Genomic DNA, 22,352 nt, shown 5'->3' on the forward strand with positions numbered 1-22,352 from the left:
CCAGCCAGCCAGCCAGCCAGCCAGCCAGCCAGCCAGCCAGCCAGCCAGCCAGCCAGCCAGCCAGCCAGCCAGCCAGCCAGCCAGCCAGCCAGCCATAAGGCTATCTTTTTAATAGATAGCACGAGCCCGCATAAGTTATCTTTTGCGGGCTTTTTTTATTTACATTTCTGTTATAATTCGCACAATTTATTTTTATTGAGGTATTGGGGTAATTTACATGATTAAGCATTATCTTGAAAAAGAGTTACAAGACGAGTTGGCTCAGTCAGGATTTTTGCTTCAATTTTTAGATCAGAATGTATTAGATGGCCTATGGTATTGGGATTTGCAAGCACCTAAAAAAGAATGGATGAGTCCAAAGTTTTGGCAGGTGTTGGGTTATGATCCGGCGAAAAAGACACATAATCCAGATGAGTGGCAAGATATTATTCATCCTGATGATTTAAAAATTGCAAACGAAAATTTTGAAAAACACTTGGCTGATGAAACCCATCCTTATGATCAAGTGGTGCGCTATAAGCATTTTGATGGGCATTGGGTTTGGGTACGCTGCCGTGGTCAGGTTATTCGCGACGAAGCGGGGAAGCCTAAGCGCTTGCTAGGCGTACATACCGAGCTTACTGATTATATTCAAACTAAGCATCAGCTCGATGAAACGCTCAAAGAAATAAATCACTTGAGTAAGGCCAAGGTGCAAATGTTTTCGAATATGAGCCATGAGTTTTTTACGCCGCTAAATGCGATTTCGGGATATACCGATTTAGTGTTGGTAAGCACTAAAGAACCAGACACAATCCGGCGTTTAGAGATCGCAAAGTCGCAAATTGTGCATTTAACCCGTTTGCTACAAGAGATTTTATTATTCAGTCGTCTTGAGGCGCACCAGGTCAAGCCTTTAGAGGCCTCGTTTACCATGCAAATGCTATTTAAAGAGTTATTTAGTGTTGATTATTTTGATCGTATTCCACCAAAAATTAAGTTTTTGCCAATGCTTTTTATCCCTTTCAACCTTGCTTTCAAAGCTGATTTTGTTCGAATTGTTAAGGTTTTAGAACACCTCATTGAGAATGCGATTAAGTTTACTAAAGAAGGCTGTGTTGAGCTGAAAATCGAAGCTAGCCCTGATCACCCGTTTGATAATTGGAAGAGTGAAACGGCTTGGGTTCGATTTAGTGTGATCGATCAAGGTATTGGTATAGCAGAAGCGGATAGAGCGGCTATTTTTGAGCCATTTAACCAGGTTGATAACTCAGATGGTCGTGCATTTGGTGGGGTGGGTATTGGTTTGTCGATAGTCAAAGCGTTTCTTACCATGATGGGGGTTGAGTTGGAGATCGAAAGTGAGCTAGGCAAGGGTAGCCAGTTTAGCTTTGTATTGCCACTTCAACGTGACCCGATGAATGATGCACCGCCTTAATCCGGTTAAAACGCTGTTGACGCGTTTATGTTTAATTCAGCGGTTGCATAAGGTGTTAAGCGGAGTGTAAATCGAGCGCCAAGAGGGGTGTTTATGGCCTCTATGTGGCCGAATAGTCGCTCTTCTGTAAGCAGTTTTGCAATACTTAAGCCTATGCCAATGCCGCCTTGTTGCTTGTCGCTGACAAAATTTTCAAAGATACGTGCAATGGGTTTAATTTGAATGCCTCCAGCCTCGTCTTCTATCCAAATAATGACATGGGGCTGGAGATAATCATAGCCCATGGTGAGTGTTGAGCCTTCAATTTTGCGCTCAAGAAGAAAATCTAACGCATTGTCTAATAAAATCATTAATACGTGTGATAGAGCACCGGTATCAGTCTTAATGCTGATTTCACCTGAGGGCTTTATCCATTGAATTTTTGTGCGAGTCATGCTGATTTTTCCGCTTAACAGGTCGAGAACTTTTTGCGTTGTTTTGCTTATTTCGTTTGAATTAACGTGCGGCTTTACATTATAGAAGTTTTTGAAGTCATCAACTGTATTCTGAAGTATGTCAACCTGTTGGCGCATACTTGGTAAGATTGCATTTAAGCGAGCGTGATTTTTGTCATTGGATATTTGATTTAAAGTTTGTATTAAGCACAGTTGACTACCTAGCCTCACTAGGGGGAGCTTAGCTTGGTGGGTGATATTGCTAAATGTTTGACCAATGTTGGCGCTTCGATTTTGAGATAGTAACACGAGTTGTTGTTTTTTATGTTGAGCCTGCATGACACTAATGCGCTGTCCTATTGCTAATGCTATAAAAATGGTGTGGCTCACATAGGCCAGTGCAGGTAACAGTGCGCTGAAATGTGTGAGTGTGATAACACCAGTAAGTGTCGCAATTTGTATCGAGTTGGCAAGAACCAAAACAAATTGATCAATAAGATAAAGGTGTGCCCCGGAGAGCTTGAGTTGTATAGCAACAAATGCAACAAAAAATGGAATCAGCATTGCAATCACAGCAATGACTTGAAGCGTTTTGTTTATCACCAGTAAATTGGGATTGAGAAAAATAGCGTATAAATAAAACATGATCACAAATACTTCAATTAAAATCAAACCGACCAATACACGGTGTAAAAATGGCATGTTCTTGCGGGTTTCAAAGAAAGTAATCGCAAATAGCGCTAGAAAAACTAATGAAAGCGCATAAAAAATCCAGAGGCTAAGGTTAATCATTTCTAGCCAATTTTCAAATAGTGCGATGTTTCTGAGAAAGCCATTAATCGCAATTTGAAAAACTGCACCAAAAACAACCATGCCAATAAATACAAAAAGCGCAGGCATTTTCAAACTAGCAAATAAATTTAAATGATAAATGGTTAACATTAAAACCAGCCCAAATAGTAATCCCCATATGAAGTTGATTTGAATGTTGGTATAGGCAAATTCTGCGGTGCTATTAATGATCCAGTTAGCTTCTACTGGTCCTGTGCTTTTTAACTCGGATAGAATGCTCATTTTTTGATTTGGTTCAAGCAATATAGGAATGGCACTATAGCGATGGATGATCGGGTGATTTTCCGCTGGATATAGGTCACCTAATAACCATGTGTTAGCTGCTTGGTCATTTTTTATTAACTTTACCTGGATGTGATCCATGCCCGCTCGGGGGTTGTATAGAATGAGGTTTTGAGTTTGCTCGGAGGTGTTTTGGATGGTCAACAGCGTCCAAATAGGGCTTTTGATATAACCAAGGTTACTTTTTTCAAGTGGTTTCCAGGCATCCAATTGGATTATATCTTGCGCCGTGTAGGTGTGTGTCGAATCAATTACATACTGAATATATTCTGTCGCACTTATTTTGCTTTGCGTGCCATCTAAAAATAATGTATTGGTCCAGCCGGTTGTGCTGTATAGCAAAATAGTTAAACCGGTACATATTGGAGATCTTAAGATCCGTCGTATAGCATTGTTCATTGGTTTCGACCTGATTGAACGGATAAAGGAAGCAGTAAGTCAATTTGAAGCATTTGATTGGTAATGTAATAGCTCATATGGCCATCAAGTTTATCTTCAACAAGTACCTGAGCTGTATTTAGTGTTATCGCGTTTAAAGATGTCTGCGCTGGATCTGTCATTTCCCAAGCAATATTTTTAATGCTTAACATCATCTGTTGATTGATTAATTCAAGCTGGATTTGCACGCTCTGTGGTGTTTGTTGAATATTTGTTGCGATATCCAGAAGTAACATTAATACCTGAGAAAAGGTATTGGGGTAGCTGAGAATCTGAATAGGCTGGGGCGCATAAATGTCAAAAGTGGTCATGCTCCAAGCTTGTTTGCCTTTAATGAGGCTGAACACTTCGTCTAAGCGTTTTCTCACATCAAATGAACTGGCTTTTTTATCAGTGGTATAAAGGTTAAGAAATTTATATACGGTGTCATTGAGTCCTTGAAGACTGACTTGCATTTTATCAATAAGCCTGTTTATTGTAGCTTGGTTGTTTTTGCCAGGATGTTGAACTAATCGGGTTTCAAGCTCGGTGAGTTGTGATCCTAATTGTACTAGCGGTACTCGCCATTCATAGGAAATGCTGCCAAAAGCGTGGCTAATAGAGCTAAAGCGTGATTGTGCAATCATTAATTGACGTTGGCGTTCATGCTCTTGTTTTAGTTTAGCAATACGATGGGCAAAGGCTAGAGATAAAAAGAATAAATCAAGTAGCACCCCGATAGGAATTGCAAACGAGGTGAATTGGTTGTTAGGCAGCAGTCCTTCTAAAACCATAATTTGTATTAAATGTCCTGCCATTAAAGCGGTTTGCCCACTCAAATAGAGACCAGCACCTATTAATTTGTAACGCAGGGCTATAATGCCGACGACAACGGGAAGAGTGAATCCAATATAAGCAATTGTTAACCCCGGTATCATGTGCCCCATTAGCTGGACTAGGCCACTTAAATGGGCAAAAAATGCGATGAGGTAGATCAAAATAGCCAGCTGAAGTAGTTTGTGTAAACGAGGTAGATGATGCTTTGTGTTGAAAAAGAGAATTGAAAAATAGGTTAAGCTAGCGAGTATTAAAAATGGGGTCACCCAAGTCATTAAACTGACTAAATAAATGCTAAGCCCAGTTGGATCAAATCGGAGTATGCCCTTGGTAGCATATTGATAGTAAAGTGAGAGGAGTGCAAAAGTGATGTAGGGCCACAGAGCTTGTTGATGAATCTGACGCATAACTAAAAAGTTATAAATGACAAAAAACAAAATTAATCCGCCAAAAATACCCCAAAGTAAAGTTTTGGATTGAGATTGTTTGGAAAAGGTTTTCGGGTCAGTTATGCGCCAATCGACTTGGTAAGCGCCTAGTGTTTCTAAGCGGGTATATAAGGTTACTTGTTGGTCTGGCTCAAGAATAAGCAAGAGCGTGCTAAATTGATGAGGAATAGGTTGGTCTTTTACGGAACGATGTAGGCCGAGTTCATAGTACGCCGTCTTGTTGATAGCGCCTTGCGTTTGAAAAATAAGGAGAACATCAATTTTATCCATACCCGCATAAGGATTATAGAGAATAAAACGCTGGGGTTCTGAAGATAGGTTGACGATCGCTAATCGTGTAAAAATAGGCGTAAATTGAAAGCCAAGACGCGTGTTTTTTAACGGCTTCCATGCGGTGGATTCCTGTATTGTTTGCCAATCCGTATCCGCATGAGATGTAAACTGCCATTGCATATAATCAAGAGTAGGGTGGTCACCTTGGAGTGAATTAACAACAAGGATTGGGGTTGAATGGGCCTGTAAAGGCCAGCATAAAATTATAAATTTTAGAATCCAACCCCAGGCTACTCGATCTGTGAGCATGCGCTTATTCAGTTGGTATTTAGGGCGTTAAGTAACCGAGATCTTTGACGCTAACAATCGCATCCTTTCCCAGCTTTTTTCGTAGACGATAGACAAGGTTGCGCAATCCTGCGGCTGAATAGTCTTCATCACCAAGCTGTGACTCAACTTCATCAATGCGGATCAATTGCCCACGGCGTTTGAGTAGTATGTTTAAAAATAGTCGTTCATTTTTTGTAAGTGTAAACCGGCCTTCTTCACTAATTACCGTATTGCTTAGGATGTGATACTCCGTCCCATTTTTAAATGTTTGTAATAAACGACCAGACTTAGTAACCTGTTGTGCGCAAGCAATGAGGGTATCTTTTAAAGTTTGAAAATTTACGGGTTTGACCAAGTAATCAACAAGGTTGAGCTTAATCGCCGTCATGAGTTGAGATTCTTCTTTATAGCTAGTCATAATGAGTATAGGTACTTGTTCATCTTGCTCACGAATTTTTTGTGCAACACTCAATCCATTTAGCAATGGCATGCTAATGTCTAAAATGACCACATGCACGCTTTGTTTTTGAAATTGCTCATAAGCCTCAACACCGTTGCTAGCCAAAATTACTTGGTTAAAAAACATGCCTAAGGTTTCTCCAATTGTATCACGTAAAATCGTATCATCATCGGCAAATAATACGTTTAGCTGGTTTAATACATTGATTGCTTGTGATTGTGTTGCATTCATTTGTGTTTTCTCTAGTCTCGTTCTATCCAAAAATAAGCTTAACAAACAAAAGTCTTACAAAAATCTTACAAACAAAAAAAGTCAGGGCAAACCCATCTAAATAATATAAAAAATCACACGTCATTGCGAGGCCGAAGGCTGTGGCAATCTGTTGCAGACTGCGCACGCCCTTGAGAGATTGCCGCGTCGCTGCGCTCCTCGCAATGACGGGCATTTTCTAAGCTTAATGGCAATGACGTTCAACGTGGGAGCGCGTATTTGTTATAACTTGTTGATTTATTATTTATTTAAGATGCGTTTGCCCTGCTAAAAATGTTAATGGGAGTTATATTTTAGCTGTTTTTTTTACGTGAATATTTTTTCAAGATTTTGTTGAGATTTTTTCCTATTAGAATTTGATCCATGCAAATTTAAAGGTATTAATCGCCAATAACGTGTAGCGGGTTTTGCAAAGGTCTCGTTGTGAGACTTTTATAGCTTTGGTTTAGCGCCAATGTGTCAGAGGGTGTCAGGCGTTCACATAAGTCTTTTATATAATCATTAAGGTATAGGAGCCTGTCGGACTAAAGCCAATCGGCGGCATAAAAACTGATTCAATCGAAGAAAGTGAAGGTAAACCAGACTTTTTTTCGTTTCGACTAGTTTAGTCCGGCTGGCTCCTAGCGAGATTATTAAAGTTCAATTGGTTTTATTCGATTGTACTAAATAGTTGAATAAGTTAAGTTATTAATTTAATTGTATATTTGCGAATGTTGGTTTTTTACTAGAGTATTAAATAGGTTTAGGGTGGTGTGTGAATCAGGTTACGCAAAAAGAGTTTAAATTGTCCGATGAAATGGTGATAGTGTCTACAACTGATCTGAATGGAACAATTTTGCATTGTAATGACAGTTTTTTAAAAGCGGCTGGATTAACTCGAAACGAGGTAATTGGTAAGGCTCATAATATTTTACGCCATCCAGATGTGCCCGCTGCGGTTTTTAGAGATATGTGGCAAACCTTACAGTGTGGGAAGCCCTGGTCACAGGTTGTAAAAAATAAACGAAAAAATGGCGATCATTATTGGGTTAAAGCGTTTGCGACTCCTCTAAAACAAGGCCAGAAGATAACTGGCTATATGTCCGTACGTTTTCCCGCAAAGCGAGATGAAATTAATCAGGCTGTTGAAGCTTACAGGTTAATAGAACAAGGTCGTTTGATGCTTTTGCGTGGTAAGCCGCATAGTGTTTTAAATTCATTAAGTCGATGGTTTTCATCTAAAAATGTTTTTCAATGGAGTGGGTTGGCGGCTGTTTTAAGTGCCGGATTTGGATTGTTTAGCTCACCGGATTTAGTCTATCCGTTTGTGCTTGGTTTTCTTGTTTTATCGGTATTTAGTGGGTATCGGTGGCGGTTTGTTTATAAAAGTGAAGTGCAACAGATTCAACATAAATTAGTCGATCTGGCGAATGGTTATGTGCGCCAAGACTTTACCTTAGGCACGGGTTCTTTATTGGACACATTATCCGAATGCTTGCAGCCAGCCGTGGTAAGGCTCGGCTGGATGGCGCAGGAGGCTAAGGAGGCGAAAGCACAATCCGATGCGGTGTTACAAGCATTGGATTCGGCGACGAGTTGCATTATGTTAGCGGATGCGGCTTATCAAATTAGCTATGTTAATCGTTCATTGTTAGAGATGCTTGGCGAAAATGAAGCCTGTTTTAAAACGGTATTGCCACATTTTCAGGTTAATAGCGTCAAGGGTTCAAATATTGATATTTTTCATACCCACCCTGAAGAAATAAGAGCGCGGCTTGATCAGATTAAAACCAGAATGGTTACGGAGCTACATATAGGCGGCTTGTCTTTTCTTTTAATCATTACACCTATTAGGCTGAATAACAAACGTTGTAGCACAATGGTTGAATGGCGAGATATTACACAAGAAGTGCACATCGAAAACCAATTAAAATCGGTGATTGAGGATATATCGCATGGACAGTTCAAACCGATGGCGGTTAATTCGCAGGCAAAAGGGTTTTATCAACACCTTCAATCGGGTGTCAATCGTGTTATTGAAACGCTGCACAGCGCAATAACCGATATTACTTGTGTAGTGAGAGCACAAAGTCAGGGTGATTTAACACAAACAATTACTCGGCACTACCGGGGAGATTTGTCAGACTTAACTCAGGCAATAAATCTTTCTACCGACAAGTTGAGTCAAGTTGTATCGGAGGTAAGAGAGGTTGCCTATCAGGTTAACCTTGAGGCTGAGGAAGTGTCTAATGATGCGCAAGAGCTCAGTTCTCGGGTTCAACAACAAGCAAGTGCTTTGGAGCAAACAGCGGCAACTATGACCCAAATGAATCATGTGGTCAGGCATAACTCACAAAATGCACTTGAAACGGAAACAGTGGCTTTACAGGTTGAACAAGATATTTATCAAAGCCAATTAGTGATGCAGGATGCGATTGCTGCAATGGGAGAGATTCAGGATTTTAGTCATAAGATCGCTGACATTGTTGGCCTGATTGACAGTATAGCATTTCAGACAAATCTACTGGCGCTGAATGCGGCCGTAGAAGCGGCGCGCGCGGGTGATCATGGGCGAGGGTTTGCTGTGGTGGCTTCTGAGGTGCGAGGATTAGCTCAAAAGTCAGCCGACGCAGCTAAGGACATACGTGAGCTTATTAAGCAAAGCGTGAAAAAAATTGAGCGTGGCAGTCGAGTGGCGGGTCAAGCGGGTGAGGCATTAAGTCAAGTGACGCTATCTGTACATCAGGTTACTGAAATGGTTCAGCAAATTGCATTGGCCTCTAATCAACAAGCTGAAGGTATCGCGCAGGTTTATCAGGCTATCAACAGCATTGATCGGATTAGTCAAGAGAATGCAGGCTTAGTTGAGCGGGCTACTCGTGCATCATTGGGTTTAAGCGAGCAAGCAAGTAGTTTGAATCAAAGCATAGCGTTTTTTGAAACAAATAAGACTAAATCAAGGTTGATTAAATGAAAACCATCAGCTTACATAAAGCAACGGCAATTGGATTAGTCTTGCTTTGGTTATTTAGTTTTTGGTTTGTTAATCAACGTTATCAGATCGAAAAGCAACTGTATTTTGATCGTCAAATACAAGAGGTCTCATTAGCTTGGCGCGCCACGGTGCAAACGCATCAGCAATCGAAACAGGCTTATTTTGAAACCTATGTTCAAAATCCAATTATTTTAGACTGGGTTAAGGCGGCACATCTTGACACAATGCGCAATCAAGCAAGAGACGCACTCTATCAAGAGGTGGCGATAATCTATCAGCAGATGCGGCGTAATGGTGTGTTTCAATTTCAGTTTACATTGCCAAATAACCAAAGCTTATTGCGATTACATTCGCCTACGCACTTCGGTGACGACTTAACAGAGGTGAGGTCTTCTTTTAGAAAAGCGAATGAATTAATGAAACCTATTCATGGTTTTGAATTGGGTCGAGTTGTCCCCGGATTTCGTAGTGTTTTTCCACTTTTTATCCAAGCAGAGCATATCGGCGCAGTTGAAATAAGTACGCAGTTCGAAACGCTGCGCCGAGATATGAGTCAGCTTGATCTTGGACGTGAGTTTGGGATTATTTTCGCGCGTGATGCACAAGATACTGTGTTTGAACGTCTATCTACCTATTTCATTCCAAGCCAACTGGCCCTCAATTGGGTGATGGAGGACCCAGCGCGACAAAGCTTACATAATACGCCCTTGCCTAGTCTATATATGAATCAGATGCGCGCTGAGTTGAGTCGCATAGATGTCCTTTCTAGGTATCTCGAAAAAGGCGAGCCGTTTGTAGCGTCTCAAAAGGTAAATCGTATAACACAGTTGGCGGTTTTTATACCCATTCATGATATTGAGGGTCAATTAATCAGTTACCTTTTTGCGTTCTCTCCGGCACCGATGCTTGACAAGTTGGTGCTAGATACTACTTTGCAGGTACTTTTTTCTAGTTTGTTTTTGTTGCTTTTGGGGTTTGTTGTATTTCGGTTGTTGCGTCATCAAGACGATTTACGCGTCGCGGCGACGGCCTTTAATGTTCAAGAAGGGGTGCTGATCACTGATGCACAAGGGATGATCATTCGAGTGAATGATGCGTTTAGCCAGTTAACGGGTTATTTGTCAATAGATGTGGTTGGCAAAACGCCCGCTATTTTAAATTCAGGCAGACAGAGTAAAGCGTTTTACCAGCTCATGTGGACAGAGCTTAAACGGAATGGATATTGGTTGGGTGAAATATGGAATCGTAAAAAAAATGGCGAAGAGTATATTGAGCGTTTATCAATCCGTGCGGTTTATGATCAAAAACAAAAGGTAACGCATTATGTTGGTGCTTTTTTTGATATTACGCAGTCTAAAGCGGATGAGTCTGAAATCCGCCGATTAGCTTTTTTTGATCATTTAACACAGTTGGCAAATCGTCGTTTACTCATGGATAGGTTAGAACATGCTCTCGCATCGAGCCATCAATCTGAGCATTTTGCAGCGTTGTTATTTATTGATCTTGATCGTTTTAAAATTTTAAATGATACAAAAGGCCATGCTTATGGCGACCAGTTGCTAGTTGAGGTTGCAAGCCGTTTGAAGCAATCGGTACGAGAGGTTGATACCATTTCTAGGTTCGGTGGTGATGAGTTTATTGTGTTGGCTGAGGGGTTGAGCCAAGAAAAACATAAGGCCGCGTATGAAGCTGAGCAGTTGGCGGAAAAAATCCGTGCAGCCTTGTCTAGCGTTTATCAGTTTGATCATTTTGAGCATGTTTCGAGTCCGAGTATTGGCATTGTATTATTCAAAGATCATGAAGATGGCACGGCAGAAGATATTGTATGTAAAGCCGATAGTGCAATGTATCAAGCAAAGCAAGCGGGTAGAAATACAATTAAGTTGTTTGACCCAAAAATGCAGACCTTAATTGAAGAGCGATTAGCATTAGAGTCGGATTTGAAAAGCGCCATTGAAAACAATCAGTTTGAATTACTTTATCAACCGCAGCTCAATGCGCAAAACAGGGTGATCGGTGCCGAAGCGCTCATACGATGGCATCACCCTGAGCGTGGTTTGGTATCGCCTGCGGAGTTTATACCTCTAGCTGAACAATCGGAGTTGATTCTTCTTATTGGTGACTGGGTGTTGCATGAAGCGGTTAGAAGTTTAGCGAAATGGAAAAAAAATGCTTCTTTAGCACATCTAACCCTAGCGGTAAACATTAGTGCGCAACAAATTCATCAAGTGCATTTTGTTGAACATGTTCAAGAGTACATTAAGGAGTATGTGTTTGACCCAAAAAATCTAAAGTTAGAACTGACTGAATCGATGATGTTGATGGATATTGAAGATTCAGTGGATAAAATGCAGCGCTTGAGAAAGTTGGGTGTGCAGTTTTCAATGGACGACTTTGGAACAGGTTATGCGTCGCTACTGAGTATTAAAGATTTGCCGTTGAATCAGTTAAAAATTGATCGAAGTTTTATTCAAGATTTGCTTAGTGATACCAGTGCGCACACCTTAACGAGAACCATCATTCAGATGAGTGCAGAACTGGGTTTGGATGTGATTGCAGAAGGGGTTGAGACCCAAGAGCAAATGAATGCATTACTCAATATGGCGTGTGATGGATTTCAGGGTTATTTATTTTCGAAACCCCTTAGTTATAGCGATTTTATGACTTATTTGATTAAACCCTAAATGTCTCAAAGTCAGTTAAAAAGAGGGTGCTATGTCAGGACAAACGCATCTTGAGTAAATAATAAATTAACAACTTACAACCAGTTCGCGTTCCCACGTTGAACGTCACGGCCATTGAGTTAAGAAATGAGTGGCAACTGGACTTGTTTCCCTCATTGCCCTGTCACCCTGCGCGAAGCCGCAGGGTCTATTGCTGCCAGTGGCTGGATCCTGCGACTTTGCGCAGGATGACGGCTCTGGGTAAAAGAAATGGGTCATTGCGAGGCCGAAGGCCGTGGCAATCTGTTGCAGACTGCGCACGCCCTTGAGAGATTGCCGCGTCGCTGCGCTCCTCGCAATGACGGTTTTCTTCTTAACTTAATGGCAGTTTAATGGCAGTGACGCACAGTATGGGAACGAGGTTAATCATACCTATTCCTATGAGTTTTATATTATTTTAGATGGGTTTGCCCTGGGTGCTATGTGAAATGTTGCAAAATTTCGGGTTTGAGATTTTTTTGAGATGTTGGCTCGCTACAATTTGTTCATATCGTAAAGGGTTTTTAACTTCTCAGTGTTGTTTTATCAGGCTTCTCGGTCGCGTTAAAAGCCTTAAGTTGGCATATTTATGAATACAGGGCTAATTGGAAAATGAATGAAACTGACTAAATTGGGCTTTGTTTTTATTGGAAGTGTGTCATTTGCATTGATTACGAATGGATGGATGTTAAATAGAATTCAGCATGATTATCGAATGACCGAAGCAGCTCAAAACCAACGTTTATCAACTGTTCAGCTCACGACATCAATTGAAAAAGATGTGCAGCAGCTGAGTCAATTTGTACGAGCTTATACTAGTTCAGGTGAAACAAGATATCTTATTTATTATTATGATTTGATCAGTATTCGCAATGGTGAGAAATCCAAGCCTTTAAATTATAGCGCACAATATTGGGCCGATGTGATGGCGGGAAACATTCAGCATCAAATGCAAGGTAAGAAGGGTGTAGCGTTGAATGCGCTATTACTGTCGATGCAGTTTAGCGTGGAAGAGCAAAAAATTGCCGAACAAATCTTGGAAACCTCTAGCGAAATGGCTGAAATTGAAAGTGTAGCGTTTGCGGCAACGCAAGGGCTGTATGACCCTGTTATAGGCGACTTTGTTGATGATGGTGAGCCAAATCTTGTTTATGCCGCAAGTCTTGTGAACGGTGAAGTCTATTTGAAATTAAATAGCCAGTTAATTGGTCAGGTCGAACACTTAAGTGCATCGGCCATCCAGCGTACAGCTGATCAAGTGTCTGTGATGACACAGCGTTTAATGAATCGTATTTTTTATGCCGCATTGATGTTGTTTGTCTCTGTTGGCTTGATGGTGTTGTTAATGGTTTTAGTGCGGCGAAATGTGCTCAAGCCTATGCAGAAAATGATTGCGGTCACCAGTAAATTTGGACAGGGTGAGTATCAATCACGACTCATAGTGGTTGAAGCGGTGGACGAGTTAAAGCAGGTTGCGCATACGTTCAATGAAATGGCGGCCAATATTGAAAACGATATCCACCGTCGTAGCGAGTTGCTATCGGATTTACAACAGGCTAAAAAAACGATTGAGGAAGTGCATTTGCGAACACGCGAGTCGATTGAATATGCGTCGCTTATTCAGCATGCCTTAATTCCAGATAATACCTTATTTGAATCTACGTTTAGTGATTACTTTTGTTTTTGGGAACCTAAAGATGTTGTTGGTGGTGATATTTATTTTTTCAGCAAACTGCGTAATGACGATGAAAGTTTGTTGTTGGTGATTGATTGTACGGGGCATGGGGTTCCCGGTGCGTTTGTAACGATGCTGGTGAAAGCGGTTGAACAGCAAATTGTAACCCAAATTCAGCACAGTCATGACGAAGTGCAGCCAAACCAAATTTTAAAACTTTTTAATCAAACACTTAAAAAGCTACTCAAGCAAGAAAGCTTGGATAGTGTGAGTAATGCCGGATTTGATGGTGCCGCTATTTATTATAACCAGCAACAAAATATTATTCGTTTTTCAGGCGCACAAACGGCCTTACATTACTGGGATGGATCAAACTTAACCATGATTAAAGGGGATAGGCATTCCGTTGGTTATAAAAAAACTGCCTCGGATACCCAATTTAGCGAGCATGAAGTGTGTGTCAAACCTGGGATGCGTTTTTATGTGACGACCGATGGCTATCTTGATCAGAATGGCGGTGACAAGGGCTTTCCATTCGGTCGTAGACGATATGAGCAAGCACTGGTTTCAACTATGCATTTGTCAATCAGAGAGCAGCAAATCGTGCTGCAGAAGGAGTTAGGGCTTTATCAAAGTGATGAAATTAGAAATGATGATGTCACTATTATTGGATTTATACCGAAATAGGAGTTTAGTGTGAATATTAGTGCGATAAAAAACATTTTTGACAGTGAAGGTATTGTCTTCTTGGTATATACCGGCTTTTTGTCACAGACTGTTATCTCAGCGATGACAAGTTCATTAGAAAAAGAGGCTGAGCATGGCGGATTAGGGATAAGTGAATCAACGCACATCTACACTGTTTTTATTGAAATGGCACAAAACATTATGAATTACTCCCGCGCTCAATGGGATGATAGCCATCAGCCCAAGCCAGAAGGCTTAATTGTTGTGGGTAAATACACCAGTGGATCTGGGTATTATGTTCAGGCGCAGAATGTTGTTTTGCGAGAGGATAAGGAAAAAATTGAGCCTAAGTTGATTGAGATTCAATCTATGGATGTAGATGCCATTAAAAAGCGCTACCGAGAGGTGCGTAAGTCGGGCAGGGACGTGCATGCCAAAGGGGGCGGGATCGGGTTTTATGAAATCGCGAAGCGCTGTAGCTATTTTGAATATCAATTCAAACCTATTGATAACGATAAGTTTGAGTTTAGTCTGACTGCAAATATTGCTAAAAAGAAAGAACTGGAGAATTAAAATGCAAGATCTTGTTATTGAACAAACACAATATACCCCTGCCATTTCAATGCTTACAGAGGGCAAAATTTCCCTGATCGGCAAGTCTTATCCTGAAAACACGTTTGAATTCTACAAACCTGTTATTCAGTGGTTGAATAGTTTTTTTGAGGAAGGTTCGGTTGACTCCCTTAGCGTCACTTTTGAAATTATCTACTTTAATTCGAGTAGCTCTAAGGTGTTTTTTGATTTTTTTGATGTTTTAAATCTTAATAAAGAAGATAAAAACATTCATGTCATTTGGCAGCATGATGTGGATAACGAGAGTGCCTTGGAAGCGGGTGAGGATTTTGTGGATGATTTCCCAGACCTCAATATTACTATTAAAACGACAGACTGATTAGCAATGGAGTGAATGGCGGTATGGAAGCGAGTCCACTGATTGAAGAAATTGAAAATCTGAAAAATAGCTTTCTTCAAGTTTCAGACCGCTTGGTAAAGGATATTTCGCGGCAAGAGAAAATTATGTTGCGCAGTGATCGTCGTCAGAAAAAGGAGTACGACGAGTTACAGCGTAAGTTTGCTGAGGTAGCTGCCTTGCAACAAGAAATTGAAGAAACGCAAAAAGAAGTCATCTTTACGATGGGGGCGATAGGCGAAAGCAGGAGCAAAGAAACCGGTAATCATGTTAAGCGTGTCGCCGAATATTCTCGTATGTTGGCGCTGCACTATGGGTTGACTGAAGCGGAGTCGGAAATGATTAAGCAGGCCAGTCCTATGCATGATATTGGTAAAGTGGCTATCCCAGATCTTATTTTAAATAAACCCGGTCGGTTTAATGAGGCTGAGTTTGAGATTATGAAAACCCATGCCCAAATAGGTTATGACATGTTAAAGCATTCAAACCGCCCCCTGTTAAAAATGGCGGCAACTATTGCGTATGAGCACCATGAAAAATATAACGGTACTGGCTATCCGCAAGGAACTTATGGTGAGAATATTCATATATATGGTCGTATTACCGCGATAGCGGATGTGTTTGATGCATTGGGTAGTGAGCGTTGTTATAAAAAAGCTTGGGAAGATGAGGCCATTTTTAACCTTTTTAGAGAGCAGAGTGGAGAACACTTTGATCCAAAGTTGGTCGCTATATTTTTTAAGCATTTAGATTCTTTTCTGTTAGTACGCCGTCAGTTTGCTGATCAGTTCTAACTTATTTAACCCAGATATTTCATTTAATGTTTTATTTAATAAAGGAGCTATAAAACACATGAGAGCAATACGACGGTTGGCCTTTGCCACGGTCGCGCTATTGAGCTGGCAATCGGTTGTCGCTATGGAAGTTAATTTTTCTGGTTTTGGCACGATTGGTTATGCCATTTCAGATAAACAGTATGACTACCAGCGCTTTATTAATGACGACGGTACTTTTATGCGCGATTCATTACTTGGCCTGCAAGCCGATGTAAAATTTAATAATCACTGGGGTGCAACGGTACAGGGTGTTGTCGCTGCATCGGAAGAAAGTGATAATAGTTATGATATCAATGCACGTTGGGCATTTGTATCCTATCGCCCAACCAATGACTGGTTATTCCGAGCGGGTAAGTTACGCATTGGTTCGTTTTTAAATATGCAAAATATGGAAGTGTCTACGACTTATGATATGGCACGGCTACCTGCAGAGGTCTATTCTGTTGCTCCTGTGTATGACTTTACCGGCTTGAGTATCAACAAAACCTGGTATACGGATAACCTTGAAATTAATCTTGAAGCGGTTCAAGGACGAACTAAGTCGGCTTGGCGTCAATATGTGAGCGGTAGTCAAGAAGCTAAATTTCTGCCAATTGATATTGATGTAAAGGGTTTAATGTTGTCGGTGAATAAAGATGATGACTTGTATCGATTGGGTTGGTATCGTGTGGACGTTGAAAGTACCAAGGAGCCCCATTTCACGGGTAGCTATACGGTCATTCCGAATGACCCGACTATACCAGGTAATCCGTTAGCGGGTTTGGGTGGCGATTTGATTATTCGTAATGCAGTTGACCGAACCACAGCCGATGTATTTACCTTGGGTGCAGATGTGCATTTTGATAATGGTATACGTGTGATGGGTGAATATGCGCGTCGTTTGATTGATCAGGTGGATACGGGTCCTGATACTCATGCCTTTCACGTTAATTTGTCAAAAAATGTGGGTAGTTGGACGCCTTATTTAGGTTATGCCAAGATGTGGTCAGGGCGTGATGAACGTCGTAATTGGAAGAAAGCAAGGGATGCGATCGTTCCAAGTACGGGTGGGGCGATGCCAGCAATGGATCAAGCTATTGCTCAAGGCTACCAAGATTTAGCGAGTGCTGTTTATGTTTATGACCAAAACTCGGTGATGTTAGGTGCGGCTTATCGAATAGGCGCAACCCAGAAAATTAAGTTTGAAGTCATGAGAACGCACATTGGCGAAACTTCATCGATGGTGGACGGCGACGTCTCCAACGATGATGTTTTAGTTTTTTCACTTTCATATACTTTTGCATTTTAAGAGGAGCGTGCCATGAATATGTTTACTCGCCTCTTAACGGCATGGGTTATCGCAACCAGCTTCACCACAGCACAAGCGGCATTGGTGGTGATTGCAAACGCGACGGTTCAAGATCATGTTGAAATAGCAACCTTAAGCCGTATTTATACAGGAAGAATGATTGTGTTAAACGGCACAGGTGTAAATCCTGTCAATTTGGCCAGTGGATCACCTGCACGTCAGCAATTTTTGCAGCATGTACTTAATCAAGATGATGATAAATACATTGGTTATTGGATTGTTAGACGTTCAATTGGTAAAGGCGCTCCACCAAGAGAGTTTGCTACTACCCAAGAGATTATTGATTATGTAGCGAATACCCCTGGGGCGATTGGCTATATTGATTCAGATAGTAATCTACCGAGTTCAGTTAAGGTTCTTTTGAAAAATTAACCACTGCATTAACGCGTCTGTCGCACGCTAGTTGCAACAGACGCATTTTATTCAAAGCCTGCTATTTCTGTAACCCCCAAGCCAAATTGTTCAATTCTGCATCCTAAATGATTTGGGTATATACTATCCTCAACATATTTAAGAAATTATTGTCATTTGGAATAGGTTGATTATGGTCAGTCAGTCACGTTGGTCTAGGCGTTTTAAGCAAAAATTGGGTGCATTGACCTTATTGGTTGCTATTTGCTTTCCGGTTTACAGTGAACAAGAAGGCTTAAAATTGGGTATTTTGTCATTTCGTCCTGAAGAGCAAATGCATCAGCAATGGCAGCCTTTGGTGGATTATTTGCAGCAAAAGGCGGGGGTGCCAATTCAGCTGGAGGTCTATAATTTTGAAGCACTGGAGCAGGCTGTTGCTCAAAATCATCTTGATTTAATTATTACCAATTCCGCACACTATGTGCGTATTCGAGCACGTAATCCATTAACCGGCCCCTTAGCCACCCTTATTCGGCAAGAAAGTGAAGCGCAACTCTCGCATTTTGGCGGAGTGATGTTTGTTCGCGCGGATGCGCCCGAACCTGCTCATTTAGCTGATGTCGCTAGCCTAACAATGGCGGCGGTCAGTCAGGGCTCGTTTGGTGGTTATCAAATGCAGGTCAAAGAATTGTTTGACGCGGGTTTGGGTGTGCCATCGGATCGCCAGTTGTTTACAACAGGTATGCCGCATGATGCGGTGGTGCAAGCAGTAATTCGCGGTGAGGCCGATGTCGGTTTTGTTCGTACTGGCGTGTTGGAAGATATGTTGAGAGAAGGGCGATTACAACCAGGCCTGGTTAAGCCAATATTGCTTCAAACCCTTGATGATTTTCCTTATGCGGTGTCAACCCGTCTCTATCCTGAGTGGCCCGTTGTGATGATGCCGCATGTCTCTGAAGAGATCAGCCGTAGGATCATGATTGGCCTTTTTTCACTGCAAGCGGATAGTGAGGCGGCACGAAAAGCCGGTATCCATGGCTTTACTCGTCCTGCTGATTATCAACCCGTCGAAAACCTTCTGCGCAGCTTGCGTATCGCACCCTTTGATGCCGCGCCGGATTTTACCTTAATGGATATGTGGCAGCGTCATGCGGCTTGGATTGTTAGCTTTGCCGCTTTGTTAGTGCTGTTTTTAGTGGGGGTGATATTACACATTCGAGCTATTCGTAAAAACGAAGCCAGTTTAGAGTTGGCGGCGAGTGTGTTTAGTCATGCACGTGAAGGGATAGTGATTACGGATACACAGGGTAAAATTTTGCAGGTGAATGATGCATTTTCTCGTATTACGGGCTATAACCGAGAGGAGGTTTTAGGCCAAAATCCGCGTATTTTAAAATCCGGTAAACAATCAAAAGAATTTTATCAGGCGCTATGGCTGTCGTTGGAGGCGAAAGGGCATTGGTATGGCGAGTTGTGGAACCGGCGTAAAAATGGCGAAATGTATGTGCAAATGACAACCATGAGTGCGGTATTCAATAAATCAGGCGAGATTACCCACTATGTTGCCTTGCAATCGGATATTACCAGTTTAAAAGAGCATGAACAGAGGCTAGAGCATATTGCGCATTATGATGTGTTAACGAGTTTGCCTAATCGGGTGTTATTAGCCGACAGGTTAGGACAGGCGATGATGCTGGCTGATCGTGAAGGTGAATACCTAGCGGTATTGTTTTTGGATTTGGATGGCTTTAAGGCGATAAATGATCAGCATGGACATGAGGTCGGCGATCAATTGTTGATTGAACTCGCCAAGCGGATGAAATCTCAGCTTAGAAAGTCCGATACGCTCGCGAGGATTGGTGGGGATGAGTTTGTTATTTTGTTGAATAGTTTAAAGACGGTGAGTTCGGCGCATAGTTTATTGCATGGTTTGTTGCATGCGGCTGCACAACCAGTGGTGATTAATGCGCGCCACCTGAAGGTCTCCGCGAGCATTGGCGTAACCTTTTACCCCTCTGATCAAGTGGAAGCCGAGCAGCTAATTCGGCATGCGGATTTGGCAATGTATCAGGCTAAACAGCAAGGTAAAAATCGTTATCATTATTTTGATATTGAACTCGATCAAAAAGATAAAGCGCACATGGCTTCACAGCAACGCATTAAGCAGGCTTTGGATAATCGAGAATTTGTGTTGTATTTTCAGCCAAAGGTTTGGATGCAGTCTGGCAAGATTGTCGGAGCAGAAGCCTTGATTCGTTGGCAACATCCTGAGCGTGGATTGCTACCGCCGATTGAGTTTTTACCGATGATTGAAGGCCAGCCTTTGAGTGCGGAATTGGATTATTGGGTGCTGAGCGATGCACTGCGTCAATTGGATGAATGGTGTCATCAAGGTTTTGAATTTGTGGTGAGCGTGAATATCGGTGCACGCTTGTTACAGCAGGTTGATTTTGTTGATAAGTTGATTGCTTTAACATCTCAATTTCCGAATGTGCCTGCTCGGCTTTTGCAGTTTGAGGTTTTAGAGACCAGTGCGATTGAAGATGTTGGGCATGTGGGTAGTGTGATTCGGCGTTGCCAAGCGTTAGGCTATAGTTTTGCACTAGATGATTTTGGTACAGGTTATTCCTCGTTGACTTATTTGCGGCATTTGCCTGCTGAGCTGGTGAAGATTGATCAGAGTTTTGTGCGAGATATGTTGCAGGATACCGAGGATTTAGCGATTGTTAATGGGGTGATTGGTTTGTCCGGTGCGTTCCATCGCGATGTGTTAGCGGAAGGGGTTGAAACCATTGCGCATGGTGAAATGCTGTTGTTAATGGGATGTCAATTGGCACAGGGTTATGGCATTGCACGCCCGATGCCAGCCGTCGATTTTATACAATGGCAAAAGTTATGGAAGCCTGATCCCTTGTGGCAGAATTGGGCGGATAGAAAGCTTAAGCCTGTTGATTTAACCTTGTTATTTGCCGAAGTGGAGCATCGTGCGTGGATTGATAGCTTGGCGCATTATTTGAATGGTGAAATTCAGCGTCCCCCTCAGCTCGATGCGCATTTATGTAATTTTGGGCGCTGGTTTGAGCACCAGGGGCGGCGTGATTATGGTCATCAGGCAGGGTTTCAGTTGATTGATAAGATTCATCACGAGGTGCATCATAAGGCTCATGAGTTGTTGGCACTCGAGACTGGGGGCAAGGGTCAGCAGGCCATCGATCGGCTTAATGAGCTTTATGACCTGCGCGATCAACTCGTTAGCGCCATGCGCGCGTTGTTGAATTCAAATTGATATAACGCAAGTTTGTAGACAAATTCATAATAACCAGGCCTGGTTGGTTTAGAATGGCGCGAAATTAATGTTTAAAGGATTAACGATGGAACAGGGTATTGAGTTTGACACGGATTTAATTAAGCGCTACAACCAAAGTGGGCCGCGCTACACCTCTTATCCCACCGCCGTGCAGTTTGATGAAGGCTTTGGCATAGCGGATTATAATGCCGCTGCGGTTCGCAGTAATGCGTCAGGGCGCGGGCTGTCTTTGTATTTTCATATCCCCTTTTGTGACACGATTTGTTTTTATTGCGCCTGCAATAAAGAATGGACGCGTGATCGTAAAAAGACGACGCCTTATCTTGAGCGTTTGTTTAAAGAAATCGAACTCCAAGCTAAGTTATTTGACCCGAATCGCAAGGTTGAGCAGTTGCATTGGGGTGGGGGTACGCCCACCTTTATTAATCACGATGAAATGCGTCAATTAATGGCAAAGACCCGTGAACACTTCAATTTGTATGATGATGATACCGGCGAATATTCGATTGAAATAGATCCGAGAGAAGCGACGGCTGAAACCATTAAGCTATTGCGTGAGTTGGGCTTTAATCGAATGAGCCTTGGTGTGCAGGATTTTGATCCCAAAGTGCAAAAAGCGGTTAACCGCATTCAGTCAGAGCAAGAAACCTTTACGGTATTGAATGCCGCGCGTGCGGAAGGATTTTTATCGGTGAATGTCGATTTGATCTATGGCTTGCCGTTGCAAACTAAGGACAGCTTTTTGCAAACGTTGGACAAGCTCATTGAGGTGCAGCCAGATCGTTTTTCGGTGTTTAATTATGCTCACATGCCAACCATGTTCCCGACGCAGAAGAAAATGCGTGAAGAAGATATGCCAAGCCCTGATCAAAAGTTGGCGATTCTTCAAGCCACTACCGAGCGATTGCTGCAAGCGGGTTATGTTTACATTGGTATGGATCATTTTGCCAAGCCTGACGACGAGCTGGCCGTTGCGCAACGTAACGAAACGCTATATCGTAATTTTCAAGGCTACTCGACCCACGCTGACTGTGATTTGGTGGGCATGGGCGCGACCTCGATTGGGCTGATTGATAACACCTATTCTCAGAACCGCAAGAGTTTGGATGCCTATTATGCGGCAATCGATGCCGGGGTATTGCCGATTTTTCGGGGGGTGCACCTCACTGAGGACGATGAACTGCGTCGTAATGTGATTACACGCTTGATTAGTCATTTTCATTTAAATTTTGAGACGGTTAATCAGCAGTGGGGTATTCGGTTTGATGAGTATTTTGCTAAAGAATTGAAAATGTTGACGGTGTTTGCGCATGATGGATTGCTGACACTGGATGATAAGGATATTTTCGTAACCGCGAAAGGGCGGTTGTTGATTCGCAATATTTGTATGATTTTTGATGCTTACTTGACAGTTGGTAGTAATAGTCGGTTTTCTAAGGTTATTTAACCTTTGGCTTGTTTTCTGCTTGTTGTCACCCAAG

14 protein-coding genes are annotated in these 22,352 nt (G+C 42.0%); 11 read left to right on the plus strand and 3 right to left on the minus strand.

The window, feature by feature from the left end; all coding sequences use genetic code 11:
- Positions 1-217: 217 nt before the first annotated feature.
- Positions 218-1,417: a sensor histidine kinase gene (locus NA59_RS14125; RefSeq protein ID WP_052501377.1), complete on the plus strand. Its 1,200-nt coding sequence runs from the start codon at positions 218-220 to the stop codon at positions 1,415-1,417.
- A gap of 5 nt (positions 1,418-1,422) precedes the next feature.
- Here the strand turns inward: NA59_RS14125 and NA59_RS01470 are convergent, their stop codons facing one another.
- From NA59_RS01470 to NA59_RS01480, 3 genes are read right to left on the minus strand one after another with little or no spacing between them, the layout of a single operon-like run.
- The gene (locus NA59_RS01470) at positions 1,423-3,384 is read right to left on the minus strand and encodes a 7TM diverse intracellular signaling domain-containing protein (RefSeq protein WP_044406864.1); all 1,962 of its coding nucleotides are present in this window, start codon (positions 3,382-3,384) and stop codon (positions 1,423-1,425) included.
- Positions 3,381-5,270, minus strand: a complete 1,890-nt coding sequence (locus tag NA59_RS01475; RefSeq protein ID WP_083944834.1) for a 7TMR-DISM family protein — start codon at positions 5,268-5,270, stop codon at positions 3,381-3,383. Before NA59_RS01475 ends, NA59_RS01470 begins: the two co-directional genes overlap by 4 nt.
- Before the next feature lie 19 nt (positions 5,271-5,289).
- Complete coding sequence (locus NA59_RS01480; protein WP_232504008.1) at positions 5,290-6,027, minus strand: response regulator transcription factor; 738 nt, start codon at positions 6,025-6,027, stop codon at positions 5,290-5,292.
- Positions 6,028-6,775: 748 nt separating this feature from the next.
- On the opposite strand from NA59_RS01480, the gene NA59_RS01490 reads away from it, so the two are divergent.
- The 10 genes from NA59_RS01490 (at position 6,776) to hemN (ending at position 22,318) form a co-directional block, all read left to right on the plus strand.
- Complete coding sequence (locus NA59_RS01490; protein ID WP_044406876.1) at positions 6,776-8,974, plus strand: methyl-accepting chemotaxis protein; 2,199 nt, start codon at positions 6,776-6,778, stop codon at positions 8,972-8,974.
- Entirely contained in the window at positions 8,971-11,679 is a 2,709-nt protein-coding gene (locus NA59_RS14130) for a bifunctional diguanylate cyclase/phosphodiesterase (RefSeq protein ID WP_052501378.1), read from the plus strand. Before NA59_RS01490 ends, NA59_RS14130 begins: the two co-directional genes overlap by 4 nt.
- A gap of 634 nt (positions 11,680-12,313) precedes the next feature.
- Complete coding sequence (locus tag NA59_RS01500) at positions 12,314-14,059, plus strand: PP2C family protein-serine/threonine phosphatase (RefSeq protein WP_044406879.1); 1,746 nt, start codon at positions 12,314-12,316, stop codon at positions 14,057-14,059.
- Positions 14,060-14,068: 9 nt separating this feature from the next.
- Positions 14,069-14,632 (plus strand): SiaB family protein kinase, encoded by a 564-nt coding sequence (locus NA59_RS01505; RefSeq protein WP_198401027.1) that lies wholly within the window; start codon positions 14,069-14,071, stop codon positions 14,630-14,632.
- 1 nt (position 14,633) lies between these two features.
- Positions 14,634-15,011 carry a DUF1987 domain-containing protein gene (locus NA59_RS01510; RefSeq protein ID WP_044406882.1) on the plus strand — a complete coding sequence of 126 codons (378 nt, stop codon included), beginning with the start codon at positions 14,634-14,636 and terminating at the stop codon, positions 15,009-15,011.
- 23 nt (positions 15,012-15,034) lie between these two features.
- On the plus strand, positions 15,035-15,823 hold the full coding sequence (locus tag NA59_RS01515; protein WP_083944836.1) for an HD-GYP domain-containing protein: 789 nt from the start codon (positions 15,035-15,037) through the stop codon (positions 15,821-15,823).
- Between the two features lie 58 nt (positions 15,824-15,881).
- Entirely contained in the window at positions 15,882-17,153 is a 1,272-nt protein-coding gene (locus NA59_RS01520; RefSeq protein ID WP_044406885.1) for a hypothetical protein, read from the plus strand.
- Between the two features lie 12 nt (positions 17,154-17,165).
- Positions 17,166-17,585, plus strand: a complete 420-nt coding sequence (locus NA59_RS01525) for a type 2 periplasmic-binding domain-containing protein (RefSeq protein WP_044406888.1) — start codon at positions 17,166-17,168, stop codon at positions 17,583-17,585.
- Positions 17,586-17,757: 172 nt separating this feature from the next.
- Positions 17,758-20,850 carry an EAL domain-containing protein gene (locus NA59_RS01530; RefSeq protein WP_083944838.1) on the plus strand — a complete coding sequence of 1,031 codons (3,093 nt, stop codon included), beginning with the start codon at positions 17,758-17,760 and terminating at the stop codon, positions 20,848-20,850.
- Between the two features lie 85 nt (positions 20,851-20,935).
- Entirely contained in the window at positions 20,936-22,318 is a 1,383-nt protein-coding gene (hemN, locus tag NA59_RS01535; RefSeq protein ID WP_044406891.1) for an oxygen-independent coproporphyrinogen III oxidase, read from the plus strand.
- Positions 22,319-22,352: the final 34 nt, after the last annotated feature.

Source organism: Thiomicrospira microaerophila, assembly GCF_000934765.1.
In the GTDB taxonomy this organism is placed as follows: domain Bacteria; phylum Pseudomonadota; class Gammaproteobacteria; order Thiomicrospirales; family Thiomicrospiraceae; genus Thiomicrospira; species Thiomicrospira microaerophila.

Excerpts from the sequence above, each read along its gene's own strand:
- NA59_RS14125 (WP_052501377.1), top strand. The coding sequence starts at position 218 with ATGATTAAGCATTATCTTGAAAAAGAGTTACAAGACGAGTTGGCTCAG.
- NA59_RS01470 (WP_044406864.1), bottom strand. The coding sequence starts at position 3,384 with ATGAACAATGCTATACGACGGATCTTAAGATCTCCAATATGTACCGGT.
- NA59_RS01475 (WP_083944834.1), bottom strand. The coding sequence starts at position 5,270 with ATGCTCACAGATCGAGTAGCCTGGGGTTGGATTCTAAAATTTATAATT.
- NA59_RS14130 (WP_052501378.1), top strand. The coding sequence starts at position 8,971 with ATGAAAACCATCAGCTTACATAAAGCAACGGCAATTGGATTAGTCTTG.
- NA59_RS01500 (WP_044406879.1), top strand. The coding sequence starts at position 12,314 with ATGAAACTGACTAAATTGGGCTTTGTTTTTATTGGAAGTGTGTCATTT.
- NA59_RS01510 (WP_044406882.1), top strand. The coding sequence starts at position 14,634 with ATGCAAGATCTTGTTATTGAACAAACACAATATACCCCTGCCATTTCA.
- NA59_RS01515 (WP_083944836.1), top strand. The coding sequence starts at position 15,035 with ATGGAAGCGAGTCCACTGATTGAAGAAATTGAAAATCTGAAAAATAGC.
- NA59_RS01520 (WP_044406885.1), top strand. The coding sequence starts at position 15,882 with ATGAGAGCAATACGACGGTTGGCCTTTGCCACGGTCGCGCTATTGAGC.
- NA59_RS01525 (WP_044406888.1), top strand. The coding sequence starts at position 17,166 with ATGAATATGTTTACTCGCCTCTTAACGGCATGGGTTATCGCAACCAGC.
- NA59_RS01530 (WP_083944838.1), top strand. The coding sequence starts at position 17,758 with ATGGTCAGTCAGTCACGTTGGTCTAGGCGTTTTAAGCAAAAATTGGGT.
- hemN (WP_044406891.1), top strand. The coding sequence starts at position 20,936 with ATGGAACAGGGTATTGAGTTTGACACGGATTTAATTAAGCGCTACAAC.